Origin of the sequence: Sphaerimonospora cavernae (genome assembly GCF_042435035.1) — a bacterium.
GTDB lineage: Bacteria > Actinomycetota > Actinomycetes > Streptosporangiales > Streptosporangiaceae > Sphaerimonospora > Sphaerimonospora cavernae.
The window spans coordinates 68,921-85,372 of record NZ_JBHMQT010000033.1 but is presented as its reverse complement, the minus strand read 5'-3'; the positions used below and the strand labels follow the sequence as shown (position 1 = coordinate 85,372).

Here is a 16,452-nt window from a genome sequence, read left to right as displayed (position 1 = left end):
TAAGGAGTTTCGATGGCTGAGGCGTACATCGTCGAAGCGGTGCGCACGCCCGTGGGCAGGCGCGGCGGCGGGCTGTCCGGGGTGCACCCGGCCGACCTCGGCGCGCACGTGCTGAACGAGTTGGTGTCCCGCTCGGGAATCGACCCGTCCGCGGTCGAGGACGTGGTCTTCGGCTGCCTGGACACGGTCGGCCCGCAGGCCGGCGACATCGCCCGCACCTGCTGGCTGGCCGCGGGGCTCCCCGAGGAGGTGCCGGGCGTGACCGTCGACCGGCAGTGCGGATCCTCCCAGCAGGCCGTGCACTTCGCCGCCCAGGCCGTGCTGTCCGGCACGAGCGACCTGGTCGTCGCCGGTGGTGTGCAGAACATGTCGCAGATCCCCATCGCGTTCGCCTCGCGCGGCGCCGCCGACTCGCTCGGCCTCACCGAGGGCCCGTACGTCGGCTCGCGCGGCTGGCAGGCCCGGTACGGCACGCAGGACGTGTCCCAGTTCCGCGGCGCCGAGATGATCGCCAGTGACTGGGACATCTCGCGGGAGGACATGGAGGCCTTCGCCTTCGAGTCGCACCAGCGGGCGATCCGGGCCATCGACGAGGGGCGCTTCGAGCGCGAGATCACCCCGTTCGAGGGCGTCACCACCGACGAGGGGCCGCGCCGCGACACCTCGCTGGAGAAGATGGCGTCGCTGAAGACCCTGGAGGAGGGCGGCAAGCTCACCGCCGCCGTCGCCTCGCAGATCTCCGACGCCGCCGCGGCCATGCTGATCGCCTCCGAGGCCGCGGTGAAGGCGCACGGCCTGCGGCCCCGCGCCCGCGTCCACCACATCTCGGTACGCGGCGAGGACCCCATCCGCATGCTGTCGGCCCCCATCCCGGCCACCGCGTACGCGCTGAAGAAGACGGGCATGTCGATCGACGACATGGACCTGGTGGAGATCAACGAGGCGTTCGCCTCGGTCGTGCTGGCCTGGCTGAAGGAGACCGGGGCCGATCACGCGAAGGTCAACGTGAACGGCGGCGCCATCGCGCTCGGTCACCCGCTCGGCGCCACCGGTGTCCGGTTGATGACCACCCTGCTGCATGAGCTGGAGCGCACCGGCGGCCGGTACGGCCTGCAGACGATGTGCGAGGGCGGCGGCCAGGCCAACGTCACCATCATCGAACGCCTCTGACCCGAACAGGACTGGACGCTCCCCGGCTCCGGAAAGTCGTCCGCCCCCGTCCCATCCCCGCGCCCGACATACCCGATACAAGGGTGCATGGGGGTGTGACGGCGGCGGACGCGTTCGTTCGCGGGGTCAGCTTGAAGCCGCCTGCGCGGCCCCGTCAGGATCTTCCGCCGTCTCCGGCTCATCCGCCCGGAGCACCGCCGCCAGCAGACCGGGGAAGCGCCGCTCCAGCTCCGCATGGCGCAGCAGGCTGTATCTGCAGGTTCCCTCCCGGTACTGGAGGATGACGCCGCTCTCCCGCAGCACCTTGAAGTGGTGGGTCGTGGTCGACTTGGACAGCGGAAGGTCGAAGGCGCCGCAGCTCATCGGCTCCGTGGACCGGGCGAGCGAGCGGACGATCCGCAGCCGGGCCGGCTCGCCGAGCGCCCGCATCACCTGATCGATCCGGATGTCCTCCAGATCCGGCTGCGGAAGGCACTTGCCCGACTGCCGCAAATCATCGCTCGACATCCACTCATTGTACGACAGACGTCGGACAAGCGGCTCCGCCTCCGTCTCGTCCCCCAAGCGAGACGGAGGCGGAGAGCCGTACCGTCAGGACGGTCAGGAACCGAAGGTCCAGCCGGGTATGCCGGGCATGCCGGGGATGGGCCCGGACGGCACGTGTATCGGGGACCGGTGCAACGAGGTCACCTCGGTGGGCGGCACCGCCGGGCAGCGGCTGCCGCGGGCGGGGAGGGCGAGCGACACCAGGTAGCGGTCGAACGCCCCGGTCGTGCAGTCGCCGCGGCCGTAGATGCCGTGGCCCCAGCCCTCATAGGTGAGCAGCACGCCTGAGCGGCCGAGCTGCATGGCGGTGTGCACCGCCCAGGGGTAGGCGGTGGCGGGATCGTGCAGCGCGTTGCCCAGCAGCAGCGGGGTGTTCGTACGCACGTGCAGGCGGTGCTGCGGGTTGGGAATCGGGGCGCGCCGGCCGAGACAGGCGGCGGTAAACGAGATCGCGAGCGGACTGATCCGCATGTCGGGCGCGAGCCGTGCCGACCGGCGAAGATGAGTCGCGTACTCCCGGAAGTCGCGGATCGGCAGGAGATAGTCCTCGCAGAACACCGGCGGTGAATACCCGGTGACCTCCTCCTGCATCGGCCGGGGGGCGAGCAGCTTCATCAGCTGCCCCTGCTCGGCCCGCGCGGAAGGCTCGGCGCCGGTGTCGATCGCGACGAGCAGGTCAGCGAGCTCGGCCCAGAAGGGCCCGTAGAAACCGGAGGTGGCCAGCGCGATCAGGCTGCTCTGGTTCAACGGCACATCCGGATATCCGGGGAAGTGCAGCTCGCCGCGTTCCGCCCGGGCGAGCAGACCGGCCCAGAACGCCCGGATGTCCTTGCCGTGCAGCGCGCAGGTGCTGGTCCGTTCGCACCAGGCGACGAACTCGTTGAAGGAGTCCTGGACGGTCGCGGCCTCGGTGTCGAGGAACGCCCTGGTGCCCAGGGTGTGGTCCATGGTGCTGTCGAGGGCCAGTGCCCGGAAGTTGCGCGGGAAGGTCTCGGCGTACACCTGCCCGATCAGGGTGCCGTACGAGATGCCGTAATAGGTGAGCTTCCGTTCGCCGAGGGCGGCGCGGATCGCGTCGAGGTCGCGCGCCACGCTGAGCGTGTCGACGTGGTCGAACAGCGGTCCCGTACGCGCCCGGCAGTCATCGCGCAGCCGCCGGTTGTAGGCGAGGCGCGCGGTGAAGTCGGCCTGGCTCTTCATGATCGGATCGGGCATCTGGGCAAGGAGATCCGTCGAGCAGACCACCGGGTGGCTGCGGGCGATGCCGCGCGGGTCGAAACCGACGATGTCGAACTTCCGGTTGATCTCGTCGCTGAACGTCATCTGGTATTCGCCGATGATGGCTTCGACGCCCGAACCGCCGGGGCCACCGGGGTTGATGACCAGCGATCCGATCCTGGCCGCCGGATCGGTGGCCTTGCGCCGGGCCAGCGCGAGGTCGATGGTCGGGCCGCCGGGCCGGGCCCAGTCGATCGGCACGGGGAGCGTGCCGCACTCGGCGGTCGGGTCATCCTCGCACGGGGACCAGTTGATGGACCGGGTGGTGCCCGCTCCCGCGGCACCCGTGCCGGCGGTGGCGGGGGAGTGGGGGAGCAGGGTGGCGGCGCTGACGGATAACGCCGCAGTGATCACTTGCAGTGTTCTTCGCATCGGCCCTCCGGCAGTTGAAGTGATCGATAACCAAATCCTCGATCACCGATGACAACTCTTGGGTCCGACTAAAGGTGGAAATGTCCGTCATCCTTGCGGCGTACAGCCGTAGCCGACATCAACCCAAATCCCACCCCTCCCACATCACCGTGATCTTGTAGTTTCTGTCACGCATAAGGGTTGACCTGCTCGGACGAGCTTCATGATCTTGCAGTTTCTGGCATACCTGGGCGCTGGCCAGGCCTGATGGCCGTCATGATCTTGCACTCTCCGGCCGAATGCAAGATCAACTCGCGCGATAGTGCAGGTCGGAGGGGTTGCTCGAAAACAACTGCAAGATCACCGTAGGTGAATGCCCAGGTGGGGAGGCATTCCTGCGAGAATTCGCAAGATCACGCGAGGGGGTGGGGGATCGTCTCAGGGGCCGGAGAATCCTTGAGGGCGTTGGTGGGACGTACGACCGGTGACGCGGGCGTGGCGTGGCCGATCTACCGTCGGGGGCGGACTGGGCGGTACGTACTACCCGTATGGGGGGAAATGCGTACGTATGTGGGGGTTTTCCCCGTCAGTATCAGGGCTTGGAGACGGCATTCTGAAAACGTCGTAAAGAACGTCCCCGCACCTCGAAGTGACCGGCACCCGCCAGCCGAAGGGAACCGATCATGTGTCAGCACCAGCCGCCGTGTCCGCCCGCCGACGCCCGCGACCGCGAGGCCGCGTGCCTGATGGCCTTCCATCCGGAGCAGGGCTGGGGCCTGCTGTGTAACGGCGTCGTGCTGTTCGACGACCGGGGAGAGCTGCTGCCCGACGGGCGAAGTGTGCCCTCCCGCCGACCGGACCGCCGTGAGGTGCTGGGGCGGGCCGCATGAGCCAGGCGTCCGTCACCTCCGCCGTGGGCCGGGCCGCCGCGCTGCACAGGCGCCGCGTACGGGAGTGCTGGCAGGCCGCCAGGCGCCGGCTCGGCGAGATCGTCATTCAGCTCGCGGAAGAGCCCGAGATCAAGACCGCCTCCTGGCACCTGCCTGCCAGCCGCCGATCGCCGGCCGTCGCCCGCCGGCTGACCCGGCTGAGCCTTGAGCGGTGGGACATGGGCGGGCTGTCCGACGCCGCCGAACTGCTGGTGAGCGAGTTGGCCACCAACGCCGTGTGCCACACCCGGGGGCCCGTCCGGCTCGCACTCACCGCGCAGGAGAACCTGCTGCGGTGCGAGGTGGAAGACACCGGCCACCTGCTTCCCCAGCCCGGCGAGGCGGACGACTTCGACGAGAGCGGGCGGGGGCTGCGCATCCTCGACCTCATGGCCTGCTGCTGGGGCGCCACCCACACGCCGGCCGGGAAGGTGATGTGGTTCGAGCTCTCCGGGGACGTGGACGGGGACGGGGACCGCGCCGCCTGATCACTGGGGAGGCCGTCGGCCGGGCCGGGTGTTCCCGTGACCCCTGTGGGCGCCGTGCGTGTCTGCGTGGATCATTCTCGCCGCGTTTATTAGGATGTCCTAGTATTTTCTTAGGACGTCCTAGTAAATTCGGTCCCACCCGATCCCCACAGGAGACGACTTCGATGCACGTTCCCCTGCACCCCGTCCGCGTCGTCACGGCGGCGGCGCTGTTCGACGGTCATGACGCGGCGATCAACATCATGCGGCGGATCCTCCAGTCGCAGGGGGCCGAGGTCATCCACCTGGGGCACAACCGGTCGGTGGAGGAGGTCGTCACCGCGGCGATCCAGGAGGACGTGCAGGGCGTGGCGATCAGCTCCTACCAGGGCGGCCACGTCGAATACTTCAGCTACCTCGTGGACCTGCTGCGCGAGCGCGGCGCCGGGCACGTCAAGGTGTACGGCGGAGGCGGCGGGGTCATCATCCCCGAGGAGATCGAGCGCCTGCACGCCTACGGGGTGGCGGGCATCTTCTCCCCGGAGGACGGGCAGCGGCTCGGCCTGGCCGGGATGATCAACACGGTCGTCGCGGCGTGCGACGTGGACCTGGCGGCCGGGGAGCCGCCCGCGATCGCGGCGGTCACGGAGGGCGACCAGCAGGCACTGGCGCGTGCGATCACGGTCGTGGAGTCCGGTGCCGCCGGCGATTGGCTCGCGGAGCTGCGCGGCGCGGCCGCCGCCCGCCGGGCCCCCGTGCTGGGCATCACCGGAACGGGCGGATCGGGCAAGTCCTCCCTCACGGACGAGCTGCTGCGCCGGATCAGGATCGATTACGAGGACAAGCTGCGGGTCGCGGTGGTGGCGGTCGACCCGACCCGCCGCCGGGGCGGGGGAGCGCTGCTCGGCGACCGGATCCGGATGAACAGCCTGGCCGGTGGCGGGGCCTACTTCCGGTCGCTGGCGACCAGGAACGCCCGGGAGCTGCCCGGCTACACCGCTGACGTGATCGCGGCGTGCCGGGCGGCCGGGTATGACCTGGTCATCGTGGAGACCCCGGGCATCGGCCAGGGCGACGCGGCGATCGTGCCGTACGCGGACGTGTCCCTGTACGTGATGACACCGGAGTTCGGCGCGGCGTCCCAGCTCGAGAAGATCGACATGCTCGATTTCGCGGACGTGGTCGCGATCAACAAGTTCGAACGCCGGGGCGGGCAGGACGCGCTGCGCGACGTGCGCCGCCAGCTGGTGCGCAACCGGGAGGCGTTCGGGGTGCCGCCCCAGGAGATGCCGGTCTTCGGGACGATCGCCTCGCGCTTCAACGACGAGGGCGTGACCGCGCTCTACCAGCGGCTTCGCGACCTGCTCGGCGAGCACGGGCTGCCGGCCGGGCCCTGCCTGCTGCCGCGGGTGGAGGGGACGGCGTCGAAGGTCACCGCCGGCGTCGTGCCGCCGTCCCGTACGCGCTATCTGGCGGAGATCGCCGAGACCGTCCGCGGCTATCACGCCCACACCGGCGAGCAGGCCGAGGCGGTGCGCCGGCGGCAGCACCTGGCGCACGCCCGTGAACTGGTCGCCGCCGAGGGCGCCGACACCGCTGCCCTGGACACCCTGGACGTGCTGCTTGAGCGGGCCGAGGTCGGCATCGACGCGGGCAGCCGCGGCCTGCTGGCCGAGTGGGATGCGACGGCCGAGACGTACCGGGCCGATGAACTGGTGGTGAAGGTCCGCGACCGGGAGCTGCGCACGCCGCTGTGGCGGGACACGCTGTCGGGCAACCGGATCCCCCGCGTCGCCCTGCCGCGCTATGCCGACCACGGCGACCTGCTGCGCTTCCTGCGCGCGGAGAACCTGCCGGGCCGTTTCCCGTTCACCGCCGGGGTCTTCCCGTTCAAGCGGGACGACGAGGACCCCACGAGGATGTTCGCCGGCGAGGGCGACCCGTTCCGTACCAACCGGCGCTTCAAGCTCCTGTCGGAGGGCCAGCCGGCCACGCGGCTGTCCACGGCGTTCGACTCGGTCACCCTGTATGGCCACGACCCGGCCGAACGCCCCGACATCTACGGAAAAGTCGGCACATCTGGGGTGTCGATCGCGACGCTGGACGATATGAAGGCGCTGTACGACGGGTTCGACCTGTCCGCGCCGAATACCTCGGTGTCGATGACGATCAACGGTCCGGCGCCGACCATCCTGGCCTTCTTCCTCAACGCGGCCATCGACCAGGCGCTCGACCGTTTCTACGACGAGCACGGCCGCGAACCGTCCGCGCAGGAGGCGGCGGAACTCCGCGCCCGGACCCTGTCGACCGTACGGGGGACCGTGCAGGCCGACATCCTCAAAGAAGACCAGGGCCAGAACACCTGCATCTTCTCCACCGAGTTCAGTTTGCGGATGATGGCCGACATCCAGGAATGGTTCATCGCCAACGGAGTGCGCAACTTTTACTCGGTGTCGATCTCCGGCTACCACATCGCCGAGGCCGGAGCGAACCCGATCAGCCAGCTCGCCTTCACCCTGGCCAACGGGTTCACCTACGTGGAGGCCTATCTGGCGCGGGGAATGGACGTCGACGCCTTCGCGCCGAACCTGTCGTTCTTCTTCTCCAACGGCATGGACCCCGAATACAGCGTGCTCGGGCGGGTCGCCCGGCGGATCTGGGCGGTCGCGATGCGCGAGCGGTACGGCGCGGGCGAGCGGGCGCAGAAGCTGAAGTACCACATCCAGACCTCGGGCCGGTCGCTGCACGCCCAGGAGATGGACTTCAACGACATCCGCACCACGCTGCAGGCGCTGATCGCGATCTACGACAACTGCAACAGCCTGCACACCAACGCCTTCGACGAGGCCGTCACCACCCCCTCGGCCGAGTCGGTGCGCCGGGCCATGGCGATCCAGCTCATCATCAACCGCGAGTGGGGCCTGGCCATGAACGAGAACCCGCTGCAGGGGTCGTTCATCATCGACGAACTGACCGACCTGGTGGAAGAGGCCGTGCTGACCGAGTTCGAGCGCATCTCCGACCGCGGCGGTGTGCTGGGGGCCATGGAGACCGGCTACCAGCGCGGCAAGATCCAGGACGAGTCGATGCTGTACGAGCAGCGCAAGCACGACGGCAGCCTGCCGATCATCGGGGTCAACACCTTCCGCAACCCCGACGGCGACGTCCAGCACGGCCCGCTGGAGCTGGCCCGCGGCACCGAGCAGGAGAAGCAGTCACAGCTGGAGCGGCTGTGCGCCTTCCACAAGGCCCGCGCCGATGACGCGCCCGCGGCCCTGGACCGCCTGCGGCGGGCGGCCATGTCGGCCGACAACGCGTTCGAGGTGCTGATGGACGCCGCCCGGGTCTGCTCACTCGGCCAGATCACCGAGGCGCTGTTCGAGATCGGCGGCCAGTACCGCCGAAACGTCTGACGAAAGCGACGCCTGATCGGGGAAGCCGCGGCTTCCCCGATATTAAGAAGAAACAATTGTGCGGGTGTTTGGGTAAAACCGCAAGGCGGGACCGGCAAACATGCCGCCAGCGGACCGAATGCATCGTGTTCGAAATGACGAGGCAAGCCCAGCGCCATCACGGGGCGGCGGAAGCCAGCGCATGCCCATCGAAATACCCGGAATGATGATCTGGTCGTCCCAGGAACAGTCAATTTGGCTGGACGTGCTCGGACAGCGGTGCCAACGATTGAGATACGAGCTGATCGCCCAATGCGATCTGATCGAAGAGGAGTATCTCTATGCACGGCAATCGATTCTCATTACTGCTCGGTCCGGCGGTACTCGGAATTGTCGCGCTCTGGCCCGCGACGGCGGCCTCGGCCTCGACGACCACCCACACTCCGAGTCTGGCGGCGGCGGTGGCCTCGCCCAGCGCGGCGATCCCCGGCGCCTACGGATACGGCGAGGAGGAATCGGAGAGCGGATACGCCCAGGAGAGCTCGTACAGCGGCGAGCTGATCAGTCAGTCCGGCTACAGCCGGCTCGGCTCCAGCCGGCTCGCATCCGTCCAGGTCGGATCCATCAGCAGTCGGACGATCAGTGAGGAGGCCTCGTACGCCCATCCGGTGTCGGTCTCACGCACGATCAGCTACCAGCGTCCGGTCACTCACACGCGGATGGTCACCACCCAGCGTCCGGTCACCACCACGCGGATGGTCACCAGCCAGCGTCCGGTCACCACCACGCGGATGGTCACCAGCCAGCGTCCGGTCACGCACACGCGGATGGTCACCGAGTCGCGTCCGGTGACGCGGCACGTCACCTTCCAGCGTCCGGTCACCGAGACGCACATGGTCACCGAGTCGCGTCCGGTGACGCGATGGGTCACCTACCAGCGTCCGGTCACGCACACGCGGATGGTCACCGAGTCGCGTCCGGTGACGGAGCAGGTCACCTTCCAGCGTCCGGTGAGCGAGACGCGGCTGGTCTCGGAGAGCCACCCGGTCAGCGAGACCAGGCTGGTCACGGAGAGCCACCCGGTCAGCGAGACGCGACTGGTGAGCGAGAGCCACCCGGTCAGCGAGACCCAACTGGTCACCGAGTCGCGGCAGGTGTCCTTCAACAGCCCGGCGTCGTTCAGTCACCAGTCGGGCCTGAGCGAGGCCAGCTGGTCGAGCCAGTCCGGCCTGTCCAGCCAGTCGTACAGCCTGTCCAGCGAGGAGGAGTGTGACTGAAAGCAGTGACGACAGGGGGCACGGGCATCCGCCCGTGCCCCCTCTCTCATTCCAGGTCAGTACATACGAGGCGGGCCTGATCGGCTAACGGCAGGTCTTCGTCGCGACCGAGCAGTGCTTGACCTCGGGGTAGCGGGCCGACGGCTTGCTGAGCAGAGGTTGGCGCCTGTGGCGCAGGTGCAGGTCGAAGAAGGCCGCGACGTACCTGCGGGTGATCTCCATGGATCGGGCGCCGGGTATGTCGGCGCCGAGGTCGATGCCGAACTGGTCGGCCAGCACGCCGAGATCGGTGAAGGAGGTGTGCGCGGCCCCGGTCACGAGGAGCCAGCGCTTCCATCCGGTCATGAGTTTCCAGTCACGTTCCCAGCTCTCGGCCTGTGATTCGCCGGATCCGGGGGTGTTGGAGGACGGCTTGCCCAGGAACAGGAACGGCCGCGACAGCCCGCTGTCCGGGATCGGGGCGTACGTCATGCCGTCGATGTCGATTCCGGCGCGCACGCGGGAGTCTTCGATCATTGTCGGGATGGCGCTCGCTCCGCCGACGGAGTGGCCGGCCATCGCGATCCGGGATCGGTTGATCAGCCGGGCGCCTTTCCACTTCGGGTGTGACCCGGTGAGCTGGTCGAGCACGAAGGAGACGTCGGCCGCCCGGCTGCTCACCAGCTTCTCCCACCACGCCGGGTCTTTTTTGATCTTGCATGTGACGCAGGTGGTCACCCGTCCGTCGGGGAAGGTGGTGGCGACGTTCTCGTAGGTGTGGTCGATCGCGGCCACCACGTAGCCCCTGCTGGCCAGGTCCTCGGCCAGCGAAGTGAGCTCGGACCGGGGCTTGGAATGGCCGGGGGAGAGCACGACGAGAGGCAGGCCGTACCTGCGCCCAGCCGGCTGGGCATCGGTGAAGGCGTTGGTCCGTGTCCTGCTCAGCAGATCCAGCGGCACTCCGGTGATCCCTCCGTCCTTCAAGAGGAGCTCGGACTCCTTCGGTGTCATGTACCGCGCCCGGTGGCGGCCCGGTGACTTCGCCGGGTACCACAGGGAGACCATGAGCTCCCTGGCCTTCATCTCGGGAACCCACGGGTCGGGGCGGGAGGCGTCCTTCAGGTAGAGGGCCGTGGTGCCGACCGGGTGCGTGCCGGTCGGCTTGGGCAGGTACGGCGTGCCGCTCGGCGTGGCCGTGGGCGTGACGGCGGCAGGCGCGGCCGAGGCGGGGGCGGACACGCAGACGGCTGTGGCCACGACGGCGAGCAGGCCGGTGACGGCGGCCAGGCCGCCGCGGTCGTGTCGCCTGGCCGCATGGCGCGGTTCGATCGCATGACTCATGGAGGCAGCGGTCCTTTCGAAAGGGGATGGCAACGTGAAGGGGGACCGGTCAGGACACGCGGTTGCGGATCCATCGGAGGCAGAGCCAGGCCAGCAGGGCGGAGAGGGCGAGGAAGATCGCTGTCTCGATCCCCTGCAGGGCCCAGAAGCGGTCGGCGGGCTGGTAGGTCACCCGTTGCCGGTAACCGAGGTCTGCGAGCTTCGTGAGGCACTCCTGGTCGGCCTCGGCCACCGGACCGGGGGAAGCCCGCCCCTGCGGCTCCGACGGCATCGGTGGCAGCAGGCAGGCCGCCACCCAGGACGGCGCCGTGACCACCCGTCCGGTGGCGTCGACGGTCTCGTTGCCCAGGACCCACGCTCCCCGTGGTCCGGCCACGGCCAGTTCCTCCACCCCGCCGGAGCTGTTCACCCCCAGCTTCGAGATGTTCGCCGGTGTGATCGTGACGGTCTGCTGGACCGCGGGGATCACGTACGGGCGCACCGCGAAGGGCACGGCGATCTGGACCGCGGCGAACACGGCGAGGGTGACGGCCATGGCGGGCACGGTGCGGCGCAGCAGGATTCCGGCGGTGACACCGAGCACGAAGGCGAAGGCGGCATAGCCGACGGGCGTGATCCCGCGCACGCCGAACAGCAGCGGCGAGATCCGCGCGGCGAAGGACTCGGCGTCGGGCACGTCTGTGCCGATGTCGGCGCCGACCGGGACCGTGGACGGCTGGCTGGCGGCGTCGACGGGACCGGCCCACCAGGTGACCGCGAGGCTGAGCAGCCCGGCCGCGGCCACCGCGGCCAGGCCGGTGAGGGCGAGTTTTGCGGCCAGCCACCGGGCCCGGGTGACGCTCTGGTTCCACACCAGGCGGTGGGTGCCGGCCTCCAGCTCCCGGGTGACCAGCGGGGCGCCCCAGAAGACGCCGATGACGGCGGGCAGGAGGTACGTCGCCACGATGCCGGCGTAGTACAGCCTGCTGTCGGCCGGGGTGAGCCGCACGACGCCGGACAGCGGCCGCCCGGCGATCACGAGGATGGCGGCCAGCACGAGAAGGAGGCCGTACACCGCCGCGGCCTGAGCGCGGAACTGCCGCCAGGTCAGCCAGATCACCGCAGCACCTCCAGCGTGGGGCGCGGGCCGGAGCCGGCCTCGGCGGGACGGCTCATGTAGGCCAGCACGAGGTCCTCCAGGCCGACCGTGCTGACGGTCCAGGAAGGATCAAGGATGGGCGCCTCGGTGCGGATCATCAGCGTGGTCTGCCGGTCGGTGTGGCTGGCCGAGATGACCTCCTGGTCCGCGGGCAGCGTGGCGGCATCGCGGCGTGGCCCGCTCAACCGATGATGGGCGGCCAGGAGCTCCTCGACCTCTCCTGTCAGCCGCACCTGACCGGCGACCAGCACGACGAGGTGGTCGCAGACGCGTTCCAGATCGGCGACCAGGTGGGAGGACAGCACGACGCTGAGTCCGTGCTCGGCGACGGCCTCCATCAGGTCCTGCAGGAACTCCCGCCGGGCGAGCGGGTCCAGGGCGGCGACCGGCTCATCCAGGATCAGCAGCTCGGGTCGCTTGGCGATGCCCAGGGTCAGGGCGAGCTGGGCGCGCTGACCGCCCGACAGCTTCCCGGCCCGCTGGCCCGGGTCCAGGCCGAGCCGCTCGATCCGGCGGCGTGCCAGGGCGTCGTCCCAGCTCGGGTTGAGCCTGGCCCCGAGGCGCAGGTGGTCGGCCACGGTCAGGCCGGCGTAGGTGGGGGTGTCCTGGGCGACGAAGCCGACCTTCGCCAGCTGTGCCGGGCCGCTGCCGGGCATGCCGCCACACACCTCTATCGTGCCCGTCGTCGGTGCCAGCATCCCGGCGGCCAGGTTCAGCAGCGTCGACTTCCCCGCGCCGTTGGGCCCGACCAGGCCGGTCACGTGCCCGGCCGGGATGTCCAGCGCACAGCCGGTCAGCGCCCAGCCCCGCCGGTACTTCTTGCCCAGGTGCCGGGCCCGCAAGACGGCGGTCACGCTATGTCCTCTCTGGCGGTGGTCCGAAAGGTGGTCATGAACAGGGCCTCGATGCTTTCGTCGTCGAGGCCGGCCCGGCGGGCCCTGTCCAGCCAGCGCCGCAGGTCCTGCCGCAGCGGTCCGTGCGCGGCGAGCGTGGCGTCGGTCAGCGTCCGGGTGACGAACGTCCCGACACCCGGGCGGGCGGCGACGAGATCGGCGTGTTCGAGTTCCCGGTACGCCTTGAGGACGGTGTTGGGGTTGATCGCCAGCTGGGCCACCACCTCCTTGACCGTCGGAAGCCGGTCGCCCTCACGCAGCAGGCCCAGCCGCAGCGCGTGCCGCACCTGCTGGACGAGTTGCAGGTACGGCGAGACGCCGGACCTGCCGTCCAGGTGGAACTCGATCACCACTTCCTCCATTTATCTACGATGCTAGTACTTTAGGTAAATGGAAGAAGCCGGTCAAGGAGCAGACCACCCGGTGATCTTGCTACATCACACTCGCCGACTCCGCGGGGCAGCGATGGCGTGGAGCTCCGCGGTGGGTGAATCTAGGATCGGAACGCGTGGCCGCCGGCGCGCACGTTCCGGAAGGTGGGCCCATGGACGTCCTACGTACTCCCGAGGAGCGCTTCACCGATCTGCCCGGCTTCCCCTATGAACCCCGCTATGCCGAGGTGGCCGGTGACGTGCGGATGGCGTACGTCGAGGCCGGCCCGGCCGACGGACCCGTCGTGCTGCTCCTGCACGGCGAGCCGAGCTGGTCGTTCCTCTACCGCCACGTCATGGCGGTGCTCGCCGAGGCGGGCTGCCGGGCCATCGCCCCGGATCTGATCGGTTTCGGCCGGTCGGACAAGCCGTCGAGGGTGGAGGATCACACCTACGCCCGGCACGTGGAGTGGGTCAGGTCGCTCGCCTTCGACGCGCTCGGCCTGCGGGACGTGACACTGGTGGGGCAGGACTGGGGTGGCCTGATCGGGCTGCGGCTCGTCGCCGAGCATCCGGACCGCTTCGCCCGGGTCGTCGCGGCCAACACGGGGTTGCCGACCGGTGACATCCCGATGCCGCAGGTGTGGCACCGGTTCCGGGAGACCGTACGGAACGCGCCCGTGCTCGACGTCGCCCGGCTCGTTCGGTCCGGGTGCGTCACCACGCTGCCGGACACCGTCCTGCGCGCTTATGACGCGCCGTTCCCGGCCGAGGAGTACAAGGCCGGGCCGCGGGCGATGCCGAACCTGGTGCCCACCACGCCCGATGATCCCGCCGCGCCGGCCAACCGGGCCGCCTGGGCGGTCCTCGCCACGCTCGACCTGCCATTCCTGGTGGCATTCTCCGACCGGGACCCGATCACCGGTGGCATGGCGCCGATCCTGAAGAAGACGATCCCCGGCGCGGCCGGCCTCGATCACCCCGTCATCGCGAACGCCGGTCATTTCCTGCAGGAGGACGCCGGACACGAGCTGGGCGAGGTCGTCGCGGCCTTCGTCCGCGCATGGTCCCAGCAGTAGGGCCGTACGTCACCAACCGGCCGAGTTCGAGATCGCCAGAGACAGGAAGACCGGTGCGGTGCGGCCCTGACTGCTATCGCCCCCAACGTTCTCTTGTCCTGGGCGACGGGGTGTGACGACCACGTAGTCAGACCCGAGATTGGGAGGCGGGGACCTTCGCCAGGAAACGGGCGAAATCACTGAGAAACACTGAGAAACACTGATACTCAGTGAACGGCAGTAGAGTCGCGGCCGGGTGACGGCATCATCTCGAACCGGAGGCCGGATGGATCAGGCATGGACCTGGGGGCAGGATGTGCCGCTGCGGTGGTTGCTGATCGATGACGGCAGCAGCGGCGTGGACGACTCCGACGTCCCCCTGGCGCTGTGCGCCGAGATCGACGGCTTGTTCGTCGAGCCCGCGCCGCCCCCGGTCCCGGAGCAGTTCACCCTGATCGGCTGTCGGCCCGAGCCGCCGCTGCAGGCCCTGCTGGAGCGGCGATCGGCCCGGCGGCGCCACCTGCGGGCAGTGATTCACGCCGTCGACCGCAGCGGGCGCACGGTGGCCATGGCCAAGATGGTGTCGGCCACCGTAACCGGAGCAGGCCCCTCCCGCCTCGGCACGGGCCTGATCGACCTCATCCTCGACGACGGGCTCTATGAGCCCCTGCCCAGCGGTGCCCGCGCGATCTGGGAACTGTGGCACATAGGCCGACCGATCCGGCCCAACCTGTGGGCCGGCTACGACCGGGCGCTGCGGCACCAATGGTCCGGCGCGGCCCTGTGCCACCACCCCGACGGGCAGCCTGACCGGCCCGCCGGAGGCACCTACCACCTCGACGGCCGGTTCGTCACCGACATCGAGGGCTTTTACTGCGCTCTGGGTGAGGCCATCAACGGCCCCGGCGGCTACTTCGGCTGGAACCTTTCCGCGCTTGATGACTGCCTGCGCGGTCAGTGGGGGGCTGCGCCGCCGTTCCGGCTCATCTGGCGCGACGCCGACGTGGCCCGTCGGCACCTCGTGCCGGGCTATGACCGCCCGGCCTACGACCAGCGATCCTGGGGCCCGGCGATCACCTTGCAAGACCTGCTCGGCATCTTCACCGACCGCGGGGCCGAGGTTGAACTGCGATGAACGTTTTGTCGGTAGTGAGAGTGAATCAAATACACGGAGAGTTTGAGGTGGACGAGGAGACGGTGGGCGTGCCAGGATCGGTGCTGGGTCACGAAGCCGATCGCGCCCCTGGACGATCGTCGGCTGGCAACCTCGCCTCACCGCGCAAGGTGCCCTCCAGGGAAGACCTGGCCGCTGCCGGCATCGGCAGTGGCAAGCGCGGATCTCCCTGCCTCTCCCGGTAAGGGGGTCCCCTGACAGCCAGAGGACCTTCATGACCTACGAACGCGACTTCTTCCGCGACGCCGCGGTCCACGACATCTCGCCGGTCCTGAGTTCAGCCGTGCAGGTGATCGACGCCGCCTTCCCCGACGAGCTTTGCCTGCGACTCCGCCCGGTGCTTCCCCACCTCGCGGGAACGGCCGATGACGGCAGGGACGGGGACCGCGTCCGCCTCGCGCAGGACTGGCTGGTCCGGACCTGCCTGGCGGCATGGATGCGGGCCGCCGGACAGCAGGACGAGGCGGTGCGGCTCCGCCGCCTGACACCCGTCCGGGATATCGGAACGGCACTGCGAGCGGCGGGGGTGGCCGCGCAGGCGTCCGGCAAGGTCATGATCAGCGCCCCCGGCAGGGCGGAGGGATTCCCCCTCGTCAGCACCGCCGTAGGGGCGGCGAACCGGGCCGTGAAGACCATGACCGTGTGGAACTGTGTCGCTGCCGCCGGCGCGGCCTTCGCCGGGTCCACCGGGCGCCACCCCCCGATGGGCTCCGGGCACGGTGACGGGGTGAAGCCAGACCGATCAGGTGGGGCATCGGGGCGTTTCGCGGGGCGAGGCGGCTCGGTGAGCGTGAGCCGTTCGCCGTCCCAGGTGCCGACCACGTGGTAGTCGCCCCAGCGCACGCCACCCTGGGCGTCGTGCTCGACCGTGTTCCAGTCCCACCCGACGATGTCGGGCCCGGCGCACTGGGGCGGCATGGAGAAGGCGACGCCGGCGCAGAGCTGTGGGCCGTGTCGCGCGTCGGCGAGCACGAATCCGTCGGCCTGGTAACGCGTCGGGGGAGCGGACGCCGCGGACGCCGTCCCGCAGGCGGCGAGCCCGGCGAGTGCGGCCGCGAGCCAGACGCCTCTCATGCCCCCCGAAGATT

General features: G+C 69.6%; 14 protein-coding genes and 1 riboswitch. Of the genes, 8 read left to right on the top strand and 6 right to left on the bottom strand.

Annotated features, from left to right (window positions below; genetic code table 11):
• Window positions 1-12 precede the first annotated feature (12 nt).
• The gene (locus tag ACFHYQ_RS15375; protein WP_394301823.1) at window positions 13-1,170 is read left to right on the top strand and encodes an acetyl-CoA C-acetyltransferase; all 1,158 of its coding nucleotides are present in this window, start codon (window positions 13-15) and stop codon (window positions 1,168-1,170) included.
• Window positions 1,171-1,296: 126 nt separating this feature from the next.
• Here the strand turns inward: ACFHYQ_RS15375 and ACFHYQ_RS15370 are convergent, their stop codons facing one another.
• Complete coding sequence (locus ACFHYQ_RS15370; RefSeq protein WP_394301822.1) at window positions 1,297-1,677, bottom strand: ArsR/SmtB family transcription factor; 381 nt, start codon at window positions 1,675-1,677, stop codon at window positions 1,297-1,299.
• Window positions 1,678-1,770: 93 nt separating this feature from the next.
• The gene (locus ACFHYQ_RS15365) at window positions 1,771-3,366 is read right to left on the bottom strand and encodes an alpha/beta fold hydrolase (RefSeq protein ID WP_394301821.1); all 1,596 of its coding nucleotides are present in this window, start codon (window positions 3,364-3,366) and stop codon (window positions 1,771-1,773) included.
• Between the two features lie 662 nt (window positions 3,367-4,028).
• Here ACFHYQ_RS15365 and ACFHYQ_RS15360 point away from each other — a divergent pair.
• The 4 genes from ACFHYQ_RS15360 (at window position 4,029) to ACFHYQ_RS15345 (ending at window position 9,410) form a co-directional block, all read left to right on the top strand.
• Window positions 4,029-4,235 carry a DUF5999 family protein gene (locus ACFHYQ_RS15360; protein ID WP_394301820.1) on the top strand — a complete coding sequence of 69 codons (207 nt, stop codon included), beginning with the start codon at window positions 4,029-4,031 and terminating at the stop codon, window positions 4,233-4,235.
• Window positions 4,232-4,762, top strand: a complete 531-nt coding sequence (locus ACFHYQ_RS15355; protein WP_394301819.1) for an ATP-binding protein — start codon at window positions 4,232-4,234, stop codon at window positions 4,760-4,762. Before ACFHYQ_RS15360 ends, ACFHYQ_RS15355 begins: the two co-directional genes overlap by 4 nt.
• A 164-nt stretch (window positions 4,763-4,926) precedes the next feature.
• Window positions 4,927-8,154, top strand: coding sequence for a fused isobutyryl-CoA mutase/GTPase IcmF (gene icmF / locus ACFHYQ_RS15350; protein ID WP_394301818.1), 3,228 nt, complete (start codon window positions 4,927-4,929; stop codon window positions 8,152-8,154).
• Window positions 8,155-8,474: 320 nt separating this feature from the next.
• On the top strand, window positions 8,475-9,410 hold the full coding sequence (locus tag ACFHYQ_RS15345) for a hypothetical protein (protein ID WP_394301817.1): 936 nt from the start codon (window positions 8,475-8,477) through the stop codon (window positions 9,408-9,410).
• 84 nt (window positions 9,411-9,494) lie between these two features.
• Here ACFHYQ_RS15345 and ACFHYQ_RS15340 read toward each other — a convergent pair whose 3' ends face one another.
• The 4 genes from ACFHYQ_RS15340 to ACFHYQ_RS15325 are packed head-to-tail and all read right to left on the bottom strand — an operon-like array spanning window position 9,495 to window position 13,123.
• Window positions 9,495-10,730, bottom strand: a complete 1,236-nt coding sequence (locus ACFHYQ_RS15340; protein ID WP_394301816.1) for an alpha/beta hydrolase family protein — start codon at window positions 10,728-10,730, stop codon at window positions 9,495-9,497.
• A gap of 49 nt (window positions 10,731-10,779) precedes the next feature.
• Window positions 10,780-11,829: an ABC-2 membrane transporter-related protein gene (locus ACFHYQ_RS15335; protein WP_394301815.1), complete on the bottom strand. Its 1,050-nt coding sequence runs from the start codon at window positions 11,827-11,829 to the stop codon at window positions 10,780-10,782.
• Window positions 11,826-12,722: an ABC transporter ATP-binding protein gene (locus ACFHYQ_RS15330; RefSeq protein WP_394301814.1), complete on the bottom strand. Its 897-nt coding sequence runs from the start codon at window positions 12,720-12,722 to the stop codon at window positions 11,826-11,828. The genes ACFHYQ_RS15335 and ACFHYQ_RS15330 overlap by 4 nt, the downstream gene beginning before the upstream one ends.
• The gene (locus tag ACFHYQ_RS15325) at window positions 12,719-13,123 is read right to left on the bottom strand and encodes a GntR family transcriptional regulator (RefSeq protein WP_394301813.1); all 405 of its coding nucleotides are present in this window, start codon (window positions 13,121-13,123) and stop codon (window positions 12,719-12,721) included. Before ACFHYQ_RS15325 ends, ACFHYQ_RS15330 begins: the two co-directional genes overlap by 4 nt.
• A 182-nt stretch (window positions 13,124-13,305) precedes the next feature.
• On the opposite strand from ACFHYQ_RS15325, the gene ACFHYQ_RS15320 reads away from it, so the two are divergent.
• From ACFHYQ_RS15320 to ACFHYQ_RS15310, 3 genes are all read left to right on the top strand, one after another.
• A complete protein-coding gene (locus tag ACFHYQ_RS15320; protein ID WP_394301812.1) occupies window positions 13,306-14,211 on the top strand; it encodes a haloalkane dehalogenase in 906 nt (301 codons plus the stop codon).
• A 265-nt stretch (window positions 14,212-14,476) separates the two neighbouring features.
• A complete protein-coding gene (locus tag ACFHYQ_RS15315; protein ID WP_394301811.1) occupies window positions 14,477-15,325 on the top strand; it encodes a barstar family protein in 849 nt (282 codons plus the stop codon).
• Between the two features lie 86 nt (window positions 15,326-15,411).
• Window positions 15,412-15,530, top strand: a riboswitch (SAM riboswitch).
• Between the two features lie 48 nt (window positions 15,531-15,578).
• On the top strand, window positions 15,579-16,193 hold the full coding sequence (locus tag ACFHYQ_RS15310) for a hypothetical protein (protein WP_394301810.1): 615 nt from the start codon (window positions 15,579-15,581) through the stop codon (window positions 16,191-16,193).
• Window positions 16,194-16,452 lie beyond the last annotated feature (259 nt).